At 36.9% G+C, this 14084-nt stretch carries 17 protein-coding genes; 8 read left to right on the forward strand and 9 right to left on the reverse strand.

The genetic code is table 11. From position 1 onward, the window contains the following. The first annotated feature begins 100 nt into the window (after positions 1–100). Positions 101–805, forward strand: a complete 705-nt coding sequence (locus JGE69_RS07905) for a pseudouridine synthase (RefSeq protein ID WP_199112845.1) — start codon at positions 101–103, stop codon at positions 803–805. On the opposite strand, the gene JGE69_RS07910 is transcribed toward JGE69_RS07905, so the two are convergent. From JGE69_RS07910 to JGE69_RS07920, 3 genes are all read right to left on the reverse strand, one after another. Then, positions 798–1241 (reverse strand): GNAT family N-acetyltransferase, encoded by a 444-nt coding sequence (locus tag JGE69_RS07910; RefSeq protein WP_002122286.1) that lies wholly within the window; start codon positions 1239–1241, stop codon positions 798–800. The genes JGE69_RS07905 and JGE69_RS07910 overlap by 8 nt on opposite strands. Before the next feature lie 98 nt (positions 1242–1339). Continuing rightward, complete coding sequence (locus JGE69_RS07915; RefSeq protein ID WP_002122138.1) at positions 1340–1648, reverse strand: type II toxin-antitoxin system RelB/DinJ family antitoxin; 309 nt, start codon at positions 1646–1648, stop codon at positions 1340–1342. A 110-nt stretch (positions 1649–1758) separates the two neighbouring features. Continuing rightward, positions 1759–2667 carry a pseudouridine synthase gene (locus JGE69_RS07920; RefSeq protein ID WP_199112843.1) on the reverse strand — a complete coding sequence of 303 codons (909 nt, stop codon included), beginning with the start codon at positions 2665–2667 and terminating at the stop codon, positions 1759–1761. A gap of 120 nt (positions 2668–2787) precedes the next feature. Between JGE69_RS07920 and tsaE the strand changes: the two genes are divergently transcribed. The 5 genes from tsaE to JGE69_RS07945 all read left to right on the forward strand — a co-directional run bounded on the left by tsaE (position 2788) and on the right by JGE69_RS07945 (position 7762). Further along, positions 2788–3261, forward strand: a complete 474-nt coding sequence (tsaE, locus tag JGE69_RS07925) for a tRNA (adenosine(37)-N6)-threonylcarbamoyltransferase complex ATPase subunit type 1 TsaE (protein ID WP_046812018.1) — start codon at positions 2788–2790, stop codon at positions 3259–3261. Further along, positions 3254–5203, forward strand: coding sequence for a DNA mismatch repair endonuclease MutL (gene mutL / locus JGE69_RS07930; RefSeq protein WP_199112842.1), 1950 nt, complete (start codon positions 3254–3256; stop codon positions 5201–5203). Before tsaE ends, mutL begins: the two co-directional genes overlap by 8 nt. 6 nt (positions 5204–5209) lie before the next feature. Beyond that, the gene (miaA, locus tag JGE69_RS07935) at positions 5210–6154 is read left to right on the forward strand and encodes a tRNA (adenosine(37)-N6)-dimethylallyltransferase MiaA (protein ID WP_199112841.1); all 945 of its coding nucleotides are present in this window, start codon (positions 5210–5212) and stop codon (positions 6152–6154) included. Between the two features lie 93 nt (positions 6155–6247). Continuing rightward, entirely contained in the window at positions 6248–6763 is a 516-nt protein-coding gene (hfq, locus tag JGE69_RS07940) for an RNA chaperone Hfq (RefSeq protein WP_060464643.1), read from the forward strand. A 141-nt stretch (positions 6764–6904) separates the two neighbouring features. After that, a complete protein-coding gene (locus JGE69_RS07945) occupies positions 6905–7762 on the forward strand; it encodes a DMT family transporter (RefSeq protein WP_199112840.1) in 858 nt (285 codons plus the stop codon). 39 nt (positions 7763–7801) lie between these two features. Here JGE69_RS07945 and nfsB read toward each other — a convergent pair whose 3' ends face one another. Further along, entirely contained in the window at positions 7802–8455 is a 654-nt protein-coding gene (nfsB, locus tag JGE69_RS07950; protein WP_069037210.1) for an oxygen-insensitive NAD(P)H nitroreductase, read from the reverse strand. A 139-nt stretch (positions 8456–8594) separates the two neighbouring features. Between nfsB and JGE69_RS07955 the strand changes: the two genes are divergently transcribed. Then, a complete protein-coding gene (locus JGE69_RS07955; protein ID WP_104074338.1) occupies positions 8595–8825 on the forward strand; it encodes a hypothetical protein in 231 nt (76 codons plus the stop codon). Between the two features lie 7 nt (positions 8826–8832). Here the strand turns inward: JGE69_RS07955 and JGE69_RS07960 are convergent, their stop codons facing one another. Further along, on the reverse strand, positions 8833–9552 hold the full coding sequence (locus JGE69_RS07960) for a UDP-2,3-diacylglucosamine diphosphatase (protein ID WP_199112839.1): 720 nt from the start codon (positions 9550–9552) through the stop codon (positions 8833–8835). 15 nt (positions 9553–9567) lie between these two features. Then, positions 9568–10077 carry a peptidylprolyl isomerase gene (locus JGE69_RS07965; RefSeq protein WP_002122280.1) on the reverse strand — a complete coding sequence of 170 codons (510 nt, stop codon included), beginning with the start codon at positions 10075–10077 and terminating at the stop codon, positions 9568–9570. A 167-nt stretch (positions 10078–10244) separates the two neighbouring features. Here JGE69_RS07965 and JGE69_RS07970 point away from each other — a divergent pair, with 167 nt between their 5' ends. After that, a complete protein-coding gene (locus JGE69_RS07970; RefSeq protein ID WP_017385407.1) occupies positions 10245–11972 on the forward strand; it encodes a glutamine--tRNA ligase/YqeY domain fusion protein in 1728 nt (575 codons plus the stop codon). Between the two features lie 114 nt (positions 11973–12086). Here the strand turns inward: JGE69_RS07970 and JGE69_RS18060 are convergent, their stop codons facing one another. The 3 genes from JGE69_RS18060 to eutC all read right to left on the reverse strand — a co-directional run bounded on the left by JGE69_RS18060 (position 12087) and on the right by eutC (position 14076). Further along, on the reverse strand, positions 12087–12200 hold the full coding sequence (locus tag JGE69_RS18060) for a hypothetical protein (RefSeq protein WP_081325758.1): 114 nt from the start codon (positions 12198–12200) through the stop codon (positions 12087–12089). A gap of 171 nt (positions 12201–12371) precedes the next feature. Continuing rightward, entirely contained in the window at positions 12372–13094 is a 723-nt protein-coding gene (locus tag JGE69_RS07975) for a glutamine amidotransferase (RefSeq protein WP_104074341.1), read from the reverse strand. A 166-nt stretch (positions 13095–13260) separates the two neighbouring features. Continuing rightward, positions 13261–14076: an ethanolamine ammonia-lyase subunit EutC gene (gene eutC / locus JGE69_RS07980; protein ID WP_199112838.1), complete on the reverse strand. Its 816-nt coding sequence runs from the start codon at positions 14074–14076 to the stop codon at positions 13261–13263. Positions 14077–14084 lie beyond the last annotated feature (8 nt).

Below are 14084 nucleotides of genomic sequence, written 5' to 3' on the forward strand. Positions count from 1 at the left end.
GTGCGAACTAGTTCAATTAGATGAAAACAGTAGCGAGTAGTGTTTATTAAAAAATGGAAACTACGTTAAAATAACAACTTAGTTCTAATGAGAAAACTTCATGCTGCTGGAAAAAATTTTACAATCACAAGGGTTTGGTTCTCGTAAATATTGTCAGCAGTTAATAAAAAATGGATCTGTAAGTATTGATGGAGAGGTTGTAAGTGACCTTAAAAAGCAATTCTCTCCAGAAAATTTAGAATTTTCTCTTTTTGGGGAAACTTATCAATATCGAGAAAAAGTTTATCTTGCGCTAAAAAAACCGAAAGGTTTTGAATGTTCACATCAACCTCACCATCATCAAAGCGTATTTAGCCTTTTACCAGAAAACATGATTCAACGTGGTGTGCAAGCCATTGGCCGTCTAGATCAAGATACAACAGGCTTACTTTTACTTACTGATGACGGTAAATATCTTCAAGCTTTAACCCATCCTCGTAAACATGTTCCAAAGGTTTATCATGTTACGACCATAGATCCGGTTACACCTGAGCAAATTGAAATGCTGAGCCAAGGTGTGAGCCTACATCAAGAAAAAGGCGTTTTCGCTGCAACGGATGTAGCGATATTAGAAACGCATCAACTAACCATGACGATTCATCAAGGTGTTTATCATCAAGTAAAAAGAATGATTGCAGCTGTGGGAAATAAAGTAGAAGCATTACATCGCCATCAAGTCGGGCAATTGGTTTTACCTGAACTTGAAGATGGTGAATGGGTTTATTTATCTGAACAACAAAAACAGCTTGCTCAAAATATCATTTGAGAAAACAATGGAAGGTTTGGAACTCGCTATCTCGAATAAATCCCATTTGTTCATATAAGCGATGAGATTCATGATTGTTGCTTTGAGTTTCCAAACTAATCCGCAAAGCATTCTCTTGCTTTGCAAATAAGATTGCTGTATCGATTAGCTGTTTAGCAGAACCTTGACGACGAAAAACAGGCGTAACATAGACATCATCTAAGATATAGTAAGTTGAACACGCAACTGAAGAAAAACCTAAATAGAGTAAAATAAAACCCGTAATTTTATCGTCTTTAATATGAATGAAGAACACACTTTCTCTATTCTCAAAACGTTGTTTTAGGAAGTGAAGTGATTCATTAAAATTAGAAGAGGCCCCATAAAATTGGCGATATTCATCAAATAAAACGGCGAGTTGCTCTAAATCTTCAAAAGTCGCTCGTCTAACGATCATTTGGCACTCCTTGTAACTTATCATTATGTTTTTACAAAGAGAGCATAACGAAAAAAAGAGCTTTTTGACGTTAAAACTTGTTTATAAATGCAACAGTGTTAAGTTTTGTCGCTTTCACCAAGAAGGGCATTAAGTTCTTCAAATAAATCTTCATGGTCATCATCTTCAGCTAAAGTTGATGAGTTTTGGTTTAATGAAGATGCTTTTGCTTTTCTCAGCTTTAATAATTGTTCCATATTAATATTCTGATTTTCAATCGCAAAAGGAATAGATTTAGTTAATACGACCTGTTTAAAAAAAAGTCGTACTGCTTGGGCAGGGGTAATTCCCAGTTGTTTAAAAACAGCAAAGGCCTGCTTTTTTTCTTGGGAGTCAAGTCGAACCTGATAAACTTCTGTTTTTCGCATGAATAACAAAACCAAATGATTTTAATTTTTAGGAATTTATTTTAAACCATCGCAATGTAATTTCAATGCTTTTTGGCATAAAAAATAATCTTTTTGTCATTACGGTTACATTACAATGTCAATTCAAACTCGGAATTAAAAGACATTCCCTCTTTTGTGAGGGGGTCTGTAAATGAAATATGCTTAGCCAGAAGCTGTAATGGTTCCGAGAAGTCATCCTCAGCTTTGTGCTGAACTACTGGATAAAATGGATCATTTTTAATAGGAATTTCTAAGTAATTAAGATGCACTCGAAGTTGGTGCTGTTTGCCCGTTGTAGGAGTTAAGCGATATTTTGCCCAAATCTGGTTGTGCTCAATAAGCTCAATATCAGTCTGGGTATTGGCTTTCACATTTTCTATAACCTGCATCGTGTAAAAAGGATGCCCTTTATCTAAATGCAAATATAATGTTTGAGGAAAATTTAAATCTTTTTTATAAGGTGCAATAGCGTGATAAATTTTATTGACTCGGCGCTCTGCAAATAATTGTTGATAAATACCACGCGATTCAACACGTTTGCAAAATAGAACAACACCCGCGGTTTCGCGGTCTAAGCGATGAATAGGTGTTAAAAATTCATTGCCTGTTTGTTTTTTTAGCCGCACTAAAAGCGTTTCTTGAACATATTGTCCAGTGGGGCTAATTGTTAAAAAATGTGGTTTATCGACCACCAGTAAATCATCATTCTCAAATAAAATCCGATGTTCAAATGGAACGTGGACTTCATAAGCAAGAAATCGATAATAAAAAATATGCGTATTACCTTGGTATGGACTATCTAATGTTAGTTTTTGTCCATTTGCCCCATAAATAAGCCCGTCCTGAAATCTTTGTTTCCACTCATCTGTTCTAATATGTGCAAAGTGACCACATAGATACTCATAAATAGTTTGAGCATCTGTTTGCATAGGAAGATAGACTTGACTCGCACTTACTCCATCAATCATGGGTGGCAGAAATTCGTTTGGACTAGACATAAGAAAGTGTGAATATTTAAGAAAATTGATATAAAAAAAGCCAACTTCTAGGGCTTAAGTAGGCTTTTAAGGCAGGGCAATGTTATCATATCGATTATTTTGAATCATGTTATGTGTGCTATGTCGTATTCATTGAAATTGGTCTTAAATCATGAAGAAGATACTGAGCGTTTAGCTCAAGCTTTGGCGCAGCATGTTCAGTCGGGTGTAATTTATTTAATTGGGGACTTGGGCGCGGGTAAAACCACACTTACGCGCTATTTCTTACAGGCTTTGGGCCACAAAGGCTCTGTTAAAAGTCCAACTTATACGCTTGTTGAGCCGTATAAAATTAATGATAAAGAAATTTTTCATTTTGACTTATATCGTTTGAATGACCCCTACGAACTTGAATTAATGGGAATCCGTGACTATTTAGATATCACTGATGCATTATTTTTATTTGAATGGCCTTCTAAAGGTGGTGATGAAATTCCACAAGCGGATATCATCATTGACATTCAAAAGTCAGATGATGAGTTGACTCGTTTAGTAACGTTAACTTTACCAACAGAAAATTTATACCAGACTTTGCAGGAACAGCTTCATGACTGATGAAAAGCTAACACAACGTCGTATTCATACATTAGACGCAGCGTTAGCGAACCAGATTGCAGCAGGTGAGGTGATTGAGCGTCCTTCTTCTGTGGTCAAAGAATTATTAGAAAACTCAATTGATGCAGGTGCAACTGAGCTGATTGTACGGATTGCTCAAGGTGGTTCGACTTTAATCGAAATCATTGATAATGGGCATGGTATTCATCCGGATGATTTAGCCCTTGCTGTCATGCGTCATGCCACAAGTAAGATTAAAACTGCTGAAGATTTACATGCGATTGTGAGTTTGGGGTTCCGTGGTGAAGCCCTAGCTTCGATTGCTGCGGTTTCAAGATTGACTTTGACCAGTAGCCAAGATGAAAGTGGTATTGGTCATCAAGTTGAAGTAAACGGTACAGCATTTGATCATCAAGAAGTACAAGCTGTTGCTGCTCAAAAGGGAACCCATATACGTGTTCAGGACTTATTTTTTAATGTTCCTGCACGCCGTAAATTCTTAAAAAAACCAACCACTGAATTTGGGCATATCGAAGAGATTGTTCGCCGTTTGGCTCTAACGCATTTCGATATACGTTTTGTGCTTGAGCATAATGATAATATAAGAATTAATTTACCTATAGCGGATAGCGGAGAGCTACGTTTTCAGCGAGTTCAGCAATTATTAGGCTCGCAATTTGTACAAAATGCATATTGGATTGATGCTGAAAGTATTAGTATGCGTTTATCAGGTTGGCTTGGTCATCCTTCAGATGCACGTGCACAGGCTGATATGCAATATGTCTATGTAAATGGTCGTATTGTCAAAGATAAAACGATTTCGCATGCGCTACGCATGGCCTATGATGGTATTTTACATGGTCATCAACATTCATCTTATTTACTTTTTTTAGAAGTCGATCCTGAAAATATTGATGTCAATGTTCATCCGACTAAACATGAGATTCGATTTTTAAATCAAAGAGAAGTGCATGAGTTTGTAAGGCATTATGCAAAAGAAACTCTCGCACAATTTCAGACAGCGAGTGCTGATCTAGCTCAAGCGATGAAAGCAGATGAAAGCTCAGATTATTCAGTGCAGCCGCACCCCAAATATCAAGAACAATTTTCATTGCATCGCGCAAATGAAACTTTAAATTCAGACAGTGAAGCACGAACTCAGCATGCACCGACAGAATTATTAACCGATTTTAACGCTAGTCGTCCGCAAGCTGTTCACTATGCAGATCAAACACCAAAATATAATGGTTCTGCTCAATTAAATAATGCTTTAAAAACTTATTTAGCCCCACTTCGCGACCAACCTACTAGTTTTTCGGTAAATGAGGATGTTGAGCCAGTTGCTAAAGTAGATGAATTTCCGTTAGGTATCGCAATTGCTCAACTGCATGGAATTTATATTTTAGCGCAGAATACCGAAGGGCTTATTATTGTTGATATGCATGCGGCACATGAACGTATTTTATTACAGCAAATGAAAAACGCTTGGGATAAACCTGAATTTTGGACATCTCAGCAATTGCTTATACCTAAGGTGATTTCCATTAGCCGTATGCAAGCTGTTAGGGTCGAAGAGTTAAAACCTCAGCTCGAGCGCTTAGGTTTGGAAATTGATTTATATGGTGATGAGCAAGTTATTGTTCGCGGTGTGCCTGCCATATTACAAAAAGCTGATTTTGAAAATCTTATTCCAGAGCTTTTAAATGATTTAGATCCAAATGATGAAGCACAAGGATTACTTCAAAAAAGAGATGAGTTGTTAGCTGGAATGGCATGTCATGGAGCAGTACGTGCACATCGACAACTCAGTCTTTCAGAAATGAATGCTTTACTTCGTCAAATGGAACAAACCGAATTTGCGAGCCAATGTAACCATGGGCGGCCAACTTGGCGTGCATTTCCATTATCTCAATTAGATAAATTATTTGCTCGAGGAGAGTAGTTTTACATGTCAAATCAATTGCCCGTCATCAATTTAATGGGACCAACTGCGAGCGGAAAAACCGCTTTGGCATGTGAATTATACGAGCGTGGAAATTTTGAGCTAATTTCTGTTGATTCCGCTCTTGTCTATAAAGATATGGATATTGGTACGGCTAAACCAACTCGTGAAGAGCAAGAACTCTATCCTCATCATCTTATTGATATTATTACTCCTCTGGAAGTCTATTCAGCTGCTCAGTTTGTTGAAGATGCATGTAAATTGATTGATGAAATGCATTTACGTGGCAAAACTCCTATTTTAGTAGGAGGGACAATGTTATATTTCAAGGCATTGTTAGAAGGATTATCTGGTAATCTACCAAGTGCTGATGCTCAAGTTCGGGCAGCCATTGAAGAAAAAGCTTTAAATGAAGGATGGCAAGCAGTTTATGATGAGTTGGTTTCTGTAGACCCTGCTGCCGCTATAAAGTTTAATGTAACTGATAAGCAACGAATTATTCGGGCTCTGGAAGTTTATAAAATTACGGGTGAACCAATCACTAAATTGCAGGCAGAACAACCAAAAAACGTACCATATCGATACATATTTCATAACTACGCTTTACTTCCAGATCGGGTAGAATTACATCAACGCATTGAGCAAAGATTAAGCAAAATGTGGGATATCGGTTTTTTGAGTGAAGTTGAAGCTCTAATTGAAAAATACGATTTAGATGAAAATTTACCCTCAATGCGTTCGGTGGGTTATCGACAAGCACTAGAATTTCTATTAAAAAGTGACTTAAGTCTCAAAAGTAAACGTGAAATGGAGGATAAAGCTTTATTTGCAACACGACAACTTGCCAAACGTCAATATACGTGGTTACGTTCTTTGCAAGAAATACACGATTTTAAAACTTACTTGACGATAAAGCAGGCGAAAGAAGACTTGCGAAACTCTTATGGATAAAGCAAAATTTGCACACTGTCTTTTTATAATTTTTAGTTGAAAAATAAAGATAGTTTTTTTGCGCTGATTTAAAAATTTTTTTTGGAGTTAAAAATGTCTAAAGGTCAAACTTTACAAGATCCGTTCTTAAATTCTCTCCGTAAAGAACGTATCCCTGTTTCTATTTTCCTTGTGAACGGTATTAAATTACAGGGTCATATTGAATCTTTTGACCAATATGTTGTTCTATTAAAAAATACTGTAAGTCAAATGGTTTACAAGCACGCGATTTCAACTGTTGTTCCAGCACGTAATCCACGTCCAGCAGGCGCACAAGGTACAGGCTTCCCAGCACAAGGCGGCACTCAAGGCGGTTTTGGTGGTCAAGGTAGCGGCTTTGGCGGCGCTCAAGGTGGCTTCGGTGGCGCTCAAGGCGGCTTCGGTGGCGCTCAAGGTGGCTTCGGTGGTCAAGGTGGTTTCGGTGGTCAAGGCGGTGGCTTTGGTGGTCAAGGCGGTGGCTTTGGTGGTCAAGGTGGCTTCGGCGGCCAAGGCGGCTTCGGCGGTCATCAAGGTGGTTTTGACAACGATTCTAAATTTGAAGATGGTCAAGACGACGAAAATAATCGTTAATTGAAATCTAAAAAAGAAGCCAGTCAGATAATGACTGGTTTTTTTATGTGTATTTAAAAGTTAATCCAAAGCATTTAAACGGTCATGGATAGCGATTTGGCCATGATAACTAATATATTTAAATAGATAGGGCTTTAATTAATGATATTAATATTAGCTGCTGCTTTGAGCAGTGTCTTGGTATCTATCCTATTAAAAAATTTAAAGAAAAAAGGTTATCAGCCATTACAGATGATTGCATGGAACTATGCAAGCGCAAGTCTTCTTTGTTTTTGGTGGTTTCAGCCTGATATTCAACATGTTTCAATACAACATACGCCTTGGTGGTTAATCTTTGCTTTAGGAATAATTTTACCTAGTATTTTTTTATGTCTTGCTAAATCATTAGAGTATGCAGGAATTGTGAGAACCGAACTTGCACAGCGTCTTTCAGTTGTTCTTTCTTTACTTGCGGCATATTTCTTTTTTCATGAACAATTTAATACCTTAAAACTGTGGGGTGTAGGCCTAGGGATTTCTGCGGTCTTACTCGTATTATTTGGGCAAATCAATTCTTCAGCAAATCACCAATCTCGAAAAGCGATCTTTGCTCTTTTAAGTGTATGGTGTGGTTATGCAGCAGTAGATATTCTCTTGAAATATACAAGTAGTTTAGGTCTGCAGTTTGCACTCACTTTAAATCTTATTTTTATTACTGCTTTTATATTGTCGATTTCATATTTATTGCTACAGAAGACTCAAAAGTGGCAGTTTAAAAGTACGATAGCTGGGTTAATATTAGGAATACTCAATTTTTCAAATATTGCTTTATATGTAAAAGCTCATATTCTTTTAAAAGATTCTCCTGCAATTGTTTTTGCGAGCATGAATATTCTTGTTGTGTTATTGGGAATTTTAAGCGGAGTGATTTTATATAAAGAAAAATTAAAATGGCCTACCATTTTGGGGATTCTTTTAGGAATAAGTGGAGTAGTTTGTTTAGCTAGCGCAATGGTTTGATAGTTCAAGAGAATAGAATCTCTTGAACTATAGAGATTTTTATAAATATGTGAAAATCACTTCATCTGGCAGACGTGATTTAGGAAGCTTAGCATTAAAGTCATTTTCACTACGATAGCCTAGAGAAACAATCACAGAGCTTCGTAAGCCTTTTTCAGTTAACCCGAGCTCAGTATTTAGAACTTTTTCATCAAAGCCACCCATTGGAGTCGCATCAATGCCTTCTAAGCCAGCAGCAAAGAGTAGCTGTCCTAAAGCAATGAATGTTTGATTTTCCATCCACCCGAATAAATTCTTCTGTTCATTTCGGTAGAACTCGACGTAGCCATGGCGAGTATCTTTTTGGCCTAATTTTGCTTTTTCATCTTTAAAACGGCCACTTAAATCATCTTGCTCAAGTAGTTGATTTAAGTACTCAGATGTAATATCCGTTTTTGTACAGAATACAAGTGTATGTGATGACTCTAGCACTTTAGGAGCATTGTAAGCATACTTTCCTGTTAATGCTTTTGCGATTCGTTCTTTAGCTGCAAGATTGTCTGCAACTACAAAGTGCCAAGGCTGAATATTTACTGAAGAAGGGGTAAAACGTAAAATTTCTAATAATTTATTAATTTTTTCTTGAGGAATTTTCTTTTCAGAATCATATGCTTTTGTTGTATAGCGGCTTTTAACAGAATTCAATAAGTCCATAGGTGTGCTCCATATCAATCTTATGGCAATTGAGAGAATTTAATCTTTGCCATCATACGCTATTTTATTCAAAAACATTTCGTATGTAGTTTGATAAAGAAATATAATGTTTATATAAAGTTTTAATAATCTATTGAAAATGATTGATTTAATGCCAACAGATGCAAAGAGTAAGCTGCGAGAATTTAGAATCGTGAAAGCCTTTATCATTTTTGCATTTGTTTTGAGTCTTTTGATTTTATACATTGAGTATCATACTCATGCATATATAAGCTGGAAATTTGTATTTATTGCCAGTCTTTGTGCGATTTACGATTTTGATTTAAATAACAAAATTAAAGAATTGAAAGTTCAAATAAAAAGTGACTAATTTTTAGTTAATAATTCCAGATAATCAATTCAAGCTGTGGTGTATCTGAAGATGGATCAATTTCCAAAATATAAGCTTGATCTTCATGCCAATCGCCAAGAACAATTCGTTGTTTAGCTTGTACTTGGTGAATTGCAGGGCGATGGGTATGTCCATGAATCAGTATATCTACATCTTCTAAAGCAGAAATAACAGCTTGTTCATTTACATCCATAATTTCATAGCTTTTTTGCTGTTTATCTGCGGAGCTTCTTTTTCGAAAGCCATTAACTAGTTTGCTGCGAAAACTCAGGGGTGTACGGCGTAAAAAAGCCACTAAAAGTGGATTTCGAATAATTTTTCTAAATCTTTGATAGGAAATGTCATCTGTACATAGTGCATCACCGTGTTCTAGGCGGTACTGATGTCCAGCAATATTAAGATAATAAATGTCAGGTAGTAATACACCGTTAAATTTATTGAGGAAAATCTGATTTAAAGCAAAATCACGGTTACCTACTTGGAAGTAAACCCGATTTCCTTTTTTGTTAAAGTCTTTTAATGCCTCAATAATTTCATCGAGCCATGGTGCTGAGTAATCATCGCCAATCCAAGCGTTAAACCAGTCACCTAAAATATAAAGCTGTGTTTGTTTATTTTGATAATGCACCAATAAATCTAAAAACCCTCGAACAAGTCGAGGGTGTTCAGGTGACAAGTGTAAATCAGAGATAAACAGATAAGTCACAGCTTATTCCTAAAATTATTCAGAAATAATTTTAGCAGATTCGATTACAACGTTTTCTAAAGGAACGTCAGCGTGGTAACCACGGTTGCCAGTGCGAACGCCTTTGATCGCTTCAACAACATCCATACCTTCAACAACTTTACCAAATACAGCATAACCCCAACCTTGAGCAGTTTTAGAGGTATGGTTTAAGAAAGAGTTGTTTTTTACGTTAATGAAGAACTGTGCAGAAGCAGAGTGAGGTGCTTGAGTACGTGCCATAGCAATCGTACCAACATCATTGCTTAAACCGTTGTCAGCTTCGTTTTCGATAGAATCACGAGTTGCTTTTTCTTTGAAGTTTTCATCCATCCCGCCACCTTGGATCATGAAACCATCAATGACACGGTGGAAAATAACGCCGTCATAAAAACCGTCACGTACATATTCTAAAAAGTTTGCTACTGTTTTTGGTGCTTTTTCAGTATTTAGTTCAAGAACAATACGACCTTTATTGGTGTTTAATTCGACTTGAGGAAAACTCATTACATTAATCTCCTAAACATGGGCTTATGACCATGGGTTTTTGGTTGAGAGAAGCATAAGCAAACTGTAAACTACAAGGCAAGTAAAAAACGTTAAAATCTTTGTGAAAAATGAAGATAGCGTTTAAATTTTTCGAAATTTATCTACAAAGAAGTGATTGATACACTATGAAGCCTAATGATGTTGTCTCGAGCCTGCCTAATAACCCGACACCGAATACTCATGCCTCTGTCGATTCTGCGCAGCAAGAACAACAGGCTGGCTTAGATTTTGTTCGCCAAGTCATTACTGATGATTTGGCTACGGGACGTGCAAAGCAGATCGTAACGCGTTTTCCACCAGAACCAAATGGTTATTTACATATTGGCCATGTAAAAGCGATTTGCTTGAACTTTGGTGTGGCTGAAGAGTTTGATGGTTTGTGTAATTTGCGTTTTGACGATACAAACCCTGATGCTGAAGAACAAGAGTATGTTGACGGTATTGCGAATGATGTGAAATGGCTTGGTTTTAACTGGAATGGTGAACCACGCTATGCATCAGGTTATTTTGATCAATTATATGCATGGGCAGTTCAACTTATTGAACAAGGCGATGCATATGTAGATTTACAATCTCCAGAAGAAATTAAGTTAAACCGCGGTAGCTTTGTTGAGCCAGGTAAAAACTCTCCATACCGTGATGCATCTATTGAAGAGAATCTTGCTCGCTTTGAAAAAATGCGTAGCGGTGAGTTTAAAGAGGGTGAAGCGGTTTTACGTGCCAAGATTGATATGGCAAGTACAAATGTACATATGCGTGATCCGATTTTATATCGCGTATTGCATTCAGAGCATCACCAAACTGGCGATAAATGGAAAATCTATCCAATGTATGACTATGCTCATCCATTGTCTGATGCGATTGAAGGGATTACCCATTCGCTTTGTACATTAGAGTTCCAAGATCACCGTCCGTTTTATGACTGGATTGTAGAAAAAGTAAAATCTAAAGCTGTTCCGCATCAGTACGAATCTTCACGTTTAAACGTGGACTACACCATTACGTCAAAACGTAAATTACGTAAATTGGTGGAAGGTGCGTATGTAAATGGTTGGGATGACCCGCGTATGCCAACCGTAGTCGGTATGCGCCGTCGTGGTTTTACTCCTGAAGGCTTACGTGATTTTTGTAAGCGTGTAGGCGTGTCAAAAACTGACGGTATTGTTGATGTTGCAATGCTTGAGTTCTGTATTCGTCAATCTTTAGAAAATACTGCTGCGCGTGGTATGGCTGTTTTAAGTCCACTTAAAGTGACTTTAACTAATTTACCTGAAGATATGGATCTTACGCATGCTCGCCATCCTAATGTTGATATGGGTGATCGTGTGATTCCTTTAACCAAGGAAATCTATATTGATCGTAAAGATTTTGAAGAAGTACCGCCAAAAGGCTTTAAACGTTTAATTCCTGACGGTGAAGTGCGTTTACGCCATGCTTACGTGATTAAATGTGATGAAGTTATTAAAGATGCAAATGGTGAAGTGATTGAATTGAAATGTTCAATTGACCCTGAAACTCTAGGAAAGAATCCGGAAGGCCGTAAAGTTAAAGGCGTGATTCACTGGGTATCTGCAACTAAAGGGATTCCTGCTGAAGTACGTATTTATGATCGTTTGTTTACTGAAGCCGCACCTGATGCAGATGATGACTTCTTGGCAAATCTTAATCCTGAATCATTAAAAGTGGTACAAGCTGTTATTGAGCCAGCTTTAGCACAAGCGAATCCTGAAGATCGTTTCCAATTTGAGCGTGAAGGCTATTTTGTCGCTGATCAATATGATCATTCACCAGAGAAACCGGTTTTCAACCGTATTCTGGATTTGAAAGATAGCTTCAAGCCTGAGAAAAAGTAAGACGCGTAAAATGTTTTTGAGCAAATAGCAGATATAAAAAAGCCCAACTGAGTTGGGCTTTTTTATATCTATTTTCTTACATATATTATGTTTTATGGTGCTTTGGCAAATAAGCTAAGCCGGATTAACCACGTAGAAATAAAGAACAATGATTATAAGAAGAATAGATGCTAGCAATAAATAAGTGTTCACTGTATTAAAGCTTTTAATAAATTTCAGGATTTCCATAATGATTTAACTATTTATATTTGTGAATAAAAGTATAGTAAAACAGTAGACTTTGTTGAATATAAAATGTGCCAAAAAATAGGTTTTTACCCTATCTTTTGGTTAATAAAAAAGCAGTTGGCTCTATTGAGATATATAGATTAATTATTAGATTGAAGATAATTTTATTTATTAACCGCTATATCCAATTCGTTTAAGAAATTTTTGAATAACATCAAAAGCAGCATGTTCAAGTGCTTGAGCATATTGTAAGTTTTCTTCGCGAAGTTTTGGAATAGAAATATTGGCATTTCGAAGTTCACATGTATGGCCAATTAACCATTTCTCAAAATTTTCTTCTGTTGTTTCAATATGAAACTGCAACGCGAGAATATTATTTCCAACTTCAAATGCTTGATTGGTATAAATCTCTGAACTAGCTAATAACACCGCGTTTTCAGGGAGGTCGAAAGTGTCACCATGCCAATGTAGAACATGGACATTATTAAGCAAAGCAGATAATACCTGATTAGGACGTAAACTTAAGCTCAATGGACCCCAGCCAATTTCTTTTTGATGTCCTGCATATACTTTTGCGCCAAGTGCATGAGCAATAAGCTGTGCGCCTAGGCAAATACCAAGTGTAGGCTTGTCAGCTGCTAAACGTTGTTTGAGTAAAGCGATTTCATCTTTTAAGAATGGATAATCGTCAGTTTCATAAACTCCGATTGGACCGCCTAAAATAATAGTTAAACCTTCATGTGAAAAAGCAGGGGTTAAATCATCAACACCTGCTTCAAAATAACGAACGCGAAATCCGAGTTGATAAAAGACATCTTCTAATGAACCTAAGTCTTCGAAAGCAAGATGCTGAATGGCATAAATAGTTTTAGGGAAGGCGTTTGTTGTGTTCATACAAATGATTCATAGAAGATCAATAGGTGGAGTATAGCGATAAATATAAAGAAGAAAATATCTGTATAAATCGTCAATACCTGAAAATTGATATTTTTCGTTAAAATGAGGTTGTTATGCAAAGGATTATCTATTTATGAATAAATCCCTAAACATATTCTACTGTTTAAAATAATAGCTTTTGAGTTCCCTCAAGACCTATATCTGAAAGTTGATGTTCATCTTTCAAATTAACTCCTGAAAAGCCAAGCTGTTTTGATTTTTTCATTAATGCCATTAAACGTTGTACTGCAACTGGAATACTTAAACCTGCTGAGCGAACATTAGAAATACAATTACGTTTGGCATCGAGGCAGCCTGAATATGCATTCCATGTGTAGTAAATTCCCATACTATCAGGAGAGCTTAAACCAGGGCGCTCACCGATTAGCATCACTAGCATGGGTGCCTTAAAGATCTCAGCAACTTCATCACCTAAAGCAACCCGACTGCCTGTTGCTAGTGTAATCGGTGCAAGGCTCCATTTTTCTTGCTGAATTTGTTCACTTAGCGCTGTAATGAGTGGAATAGCATTCGCTTCAATCGCTCTCGCGGAGAGACCGTCACCGACCACAATACAAACATCATACTGTTGCGGATTTTCTGCATACTTCTTAATTAAGGCTTCTTTTGATTGATCTGAAAGCTGACGTCCTAAATCTGGACGTTTAAGATAAATTTCTTTATTAGGTGCATTACTTTGTACATGAAGACTTTGCAGCTGCCGTTGTGTTAATTGCTCCGAGAGGTAGGAAACATCCATCTCTTGATAAACCGCATCTTTTGCTTGCGCATGCGACAACTGGAACTCAAGTAAGGCACGTGTTGGGATGCTACAACCAGCACGTCCTAATGCAATGCGGGCATCAGTAAATTGTTTAAGTTTTTCCCACTGATCTTGATGGGTAGAAGATGGATATTGAATATCACGATTAAGTTTCATAACGTTCT

This window comes from Acinetobacter sp. C13 (assembly GCF_016809775.1).
Lineage (GTDB): Bacteria > Pseudomonadota > Gammaproteobacteria > Pseudomonadales > Moraxellaceae > Acinetobacter > Acinetobacter pittii.

Coding starts and splice junctions, on each gene's coding strand:
- JGE69_RS07905 (WP_199112845.1), top strand. CDS start 101: ATGCTGCTGGAAAAAATTTTACAATCACAAGGGTTTGGTTCTCGTAAA.
- JGE69_RS07910 (WP_002122286.1), bottom strand. CDS start 1,241: ATGATCGTTAGACGAGCGACTTTTGAAGATTTAGAGCAACTCGCCGTT.
- JGE69_RS07915 (WP_002122138.1), bottom strand. CDS start 1,648: ATGCGAAAAACAGAAGTTTATCAGGTTCGACTTGACTCCCAAGAAAAA.
- JGE69_RS07920 (WP_199112843.1), bottom strand. CDS start 2,667: ATGTCTAGTCCAAACGAATTTCTGCCACCCATGATTGATGGAGTAAGT.
- tsaE (WP_046812018.1), top strand. CDS start 2,788: ATGTCGTATTCATTGAAATTGGTCTTAAATCATGAAGAAGATACTGAG.
- mutL (WP_199112842.1), top strand. CDS start 3,254: ATGACTGATGAAAAGCTAACACAACGTCGTATTCATACATTAGACGCA.
- miaA (WP_199112841.1), top strand. CDS start 5,210: ATGTCAAATCAATTGCCCGTCATCAATTTAATGGGACCAACTGCGAGC.
- hfq (WP_060464643.1), top strand. CDS start 6,248: ATGTCTAAAGGTCAAACTTTACAAGATCCGTTCTTAAATTCTCTCCGT.
- JGE69_RS07945 (WP_199112840.1), top strand. CDS start 6,905: ATGATATTAATATTAGCTGCTGCTTTGAGCAGTGTCTTGGTATCTATC.
- nfsB (WP_069037210.1), bottom strand. CDS start 8,455: ATGGACTTATTGAATTCTGTTAAAAGCCGCTATACAACAAAAGCATAT.
- JGE69_RS07955 (WP_104074338.1), top strand. CDS start 8,595: ATGATTGATTTAATGCCAACAGATGCAAAGAGTAAGCTGCGAGAATTT.
- JGE69_RS07965 (WP_002122280.1), bottom strand. CDS start 10,077: ATGAGTTTTCCTCAAGTCGAATTAAACACCAATAAAGGTCGTATTGTT.
- JGE69_RS07970 (WP_017385407.1), top strand. CDS start 10,245: ATGAAGCCTAATGATGTTGTCTCGAGCCTGCCTAATAACCCGACACCG.
- JGE69_RS18060 (WP_081325758.1), bottom strand. CDS start 12,200: ATGGAAATCCTGAAATTTATTAAAAGCTTTAATACAGTGAACACTTAT.
- JGE69_RS07975 (WP_104074341.1), bottom strand. CDS start 13,094: ATGAACACAACAAACGCCTTCCCTAAAACTATTTATGCCATTCAGCAT.
- eutC (WP_199112838.1), bottom strand. CDS start 14,076: ATGAAACTTAATCGTGATATTCAATATCCATCTTCTACCCATCAAGAT.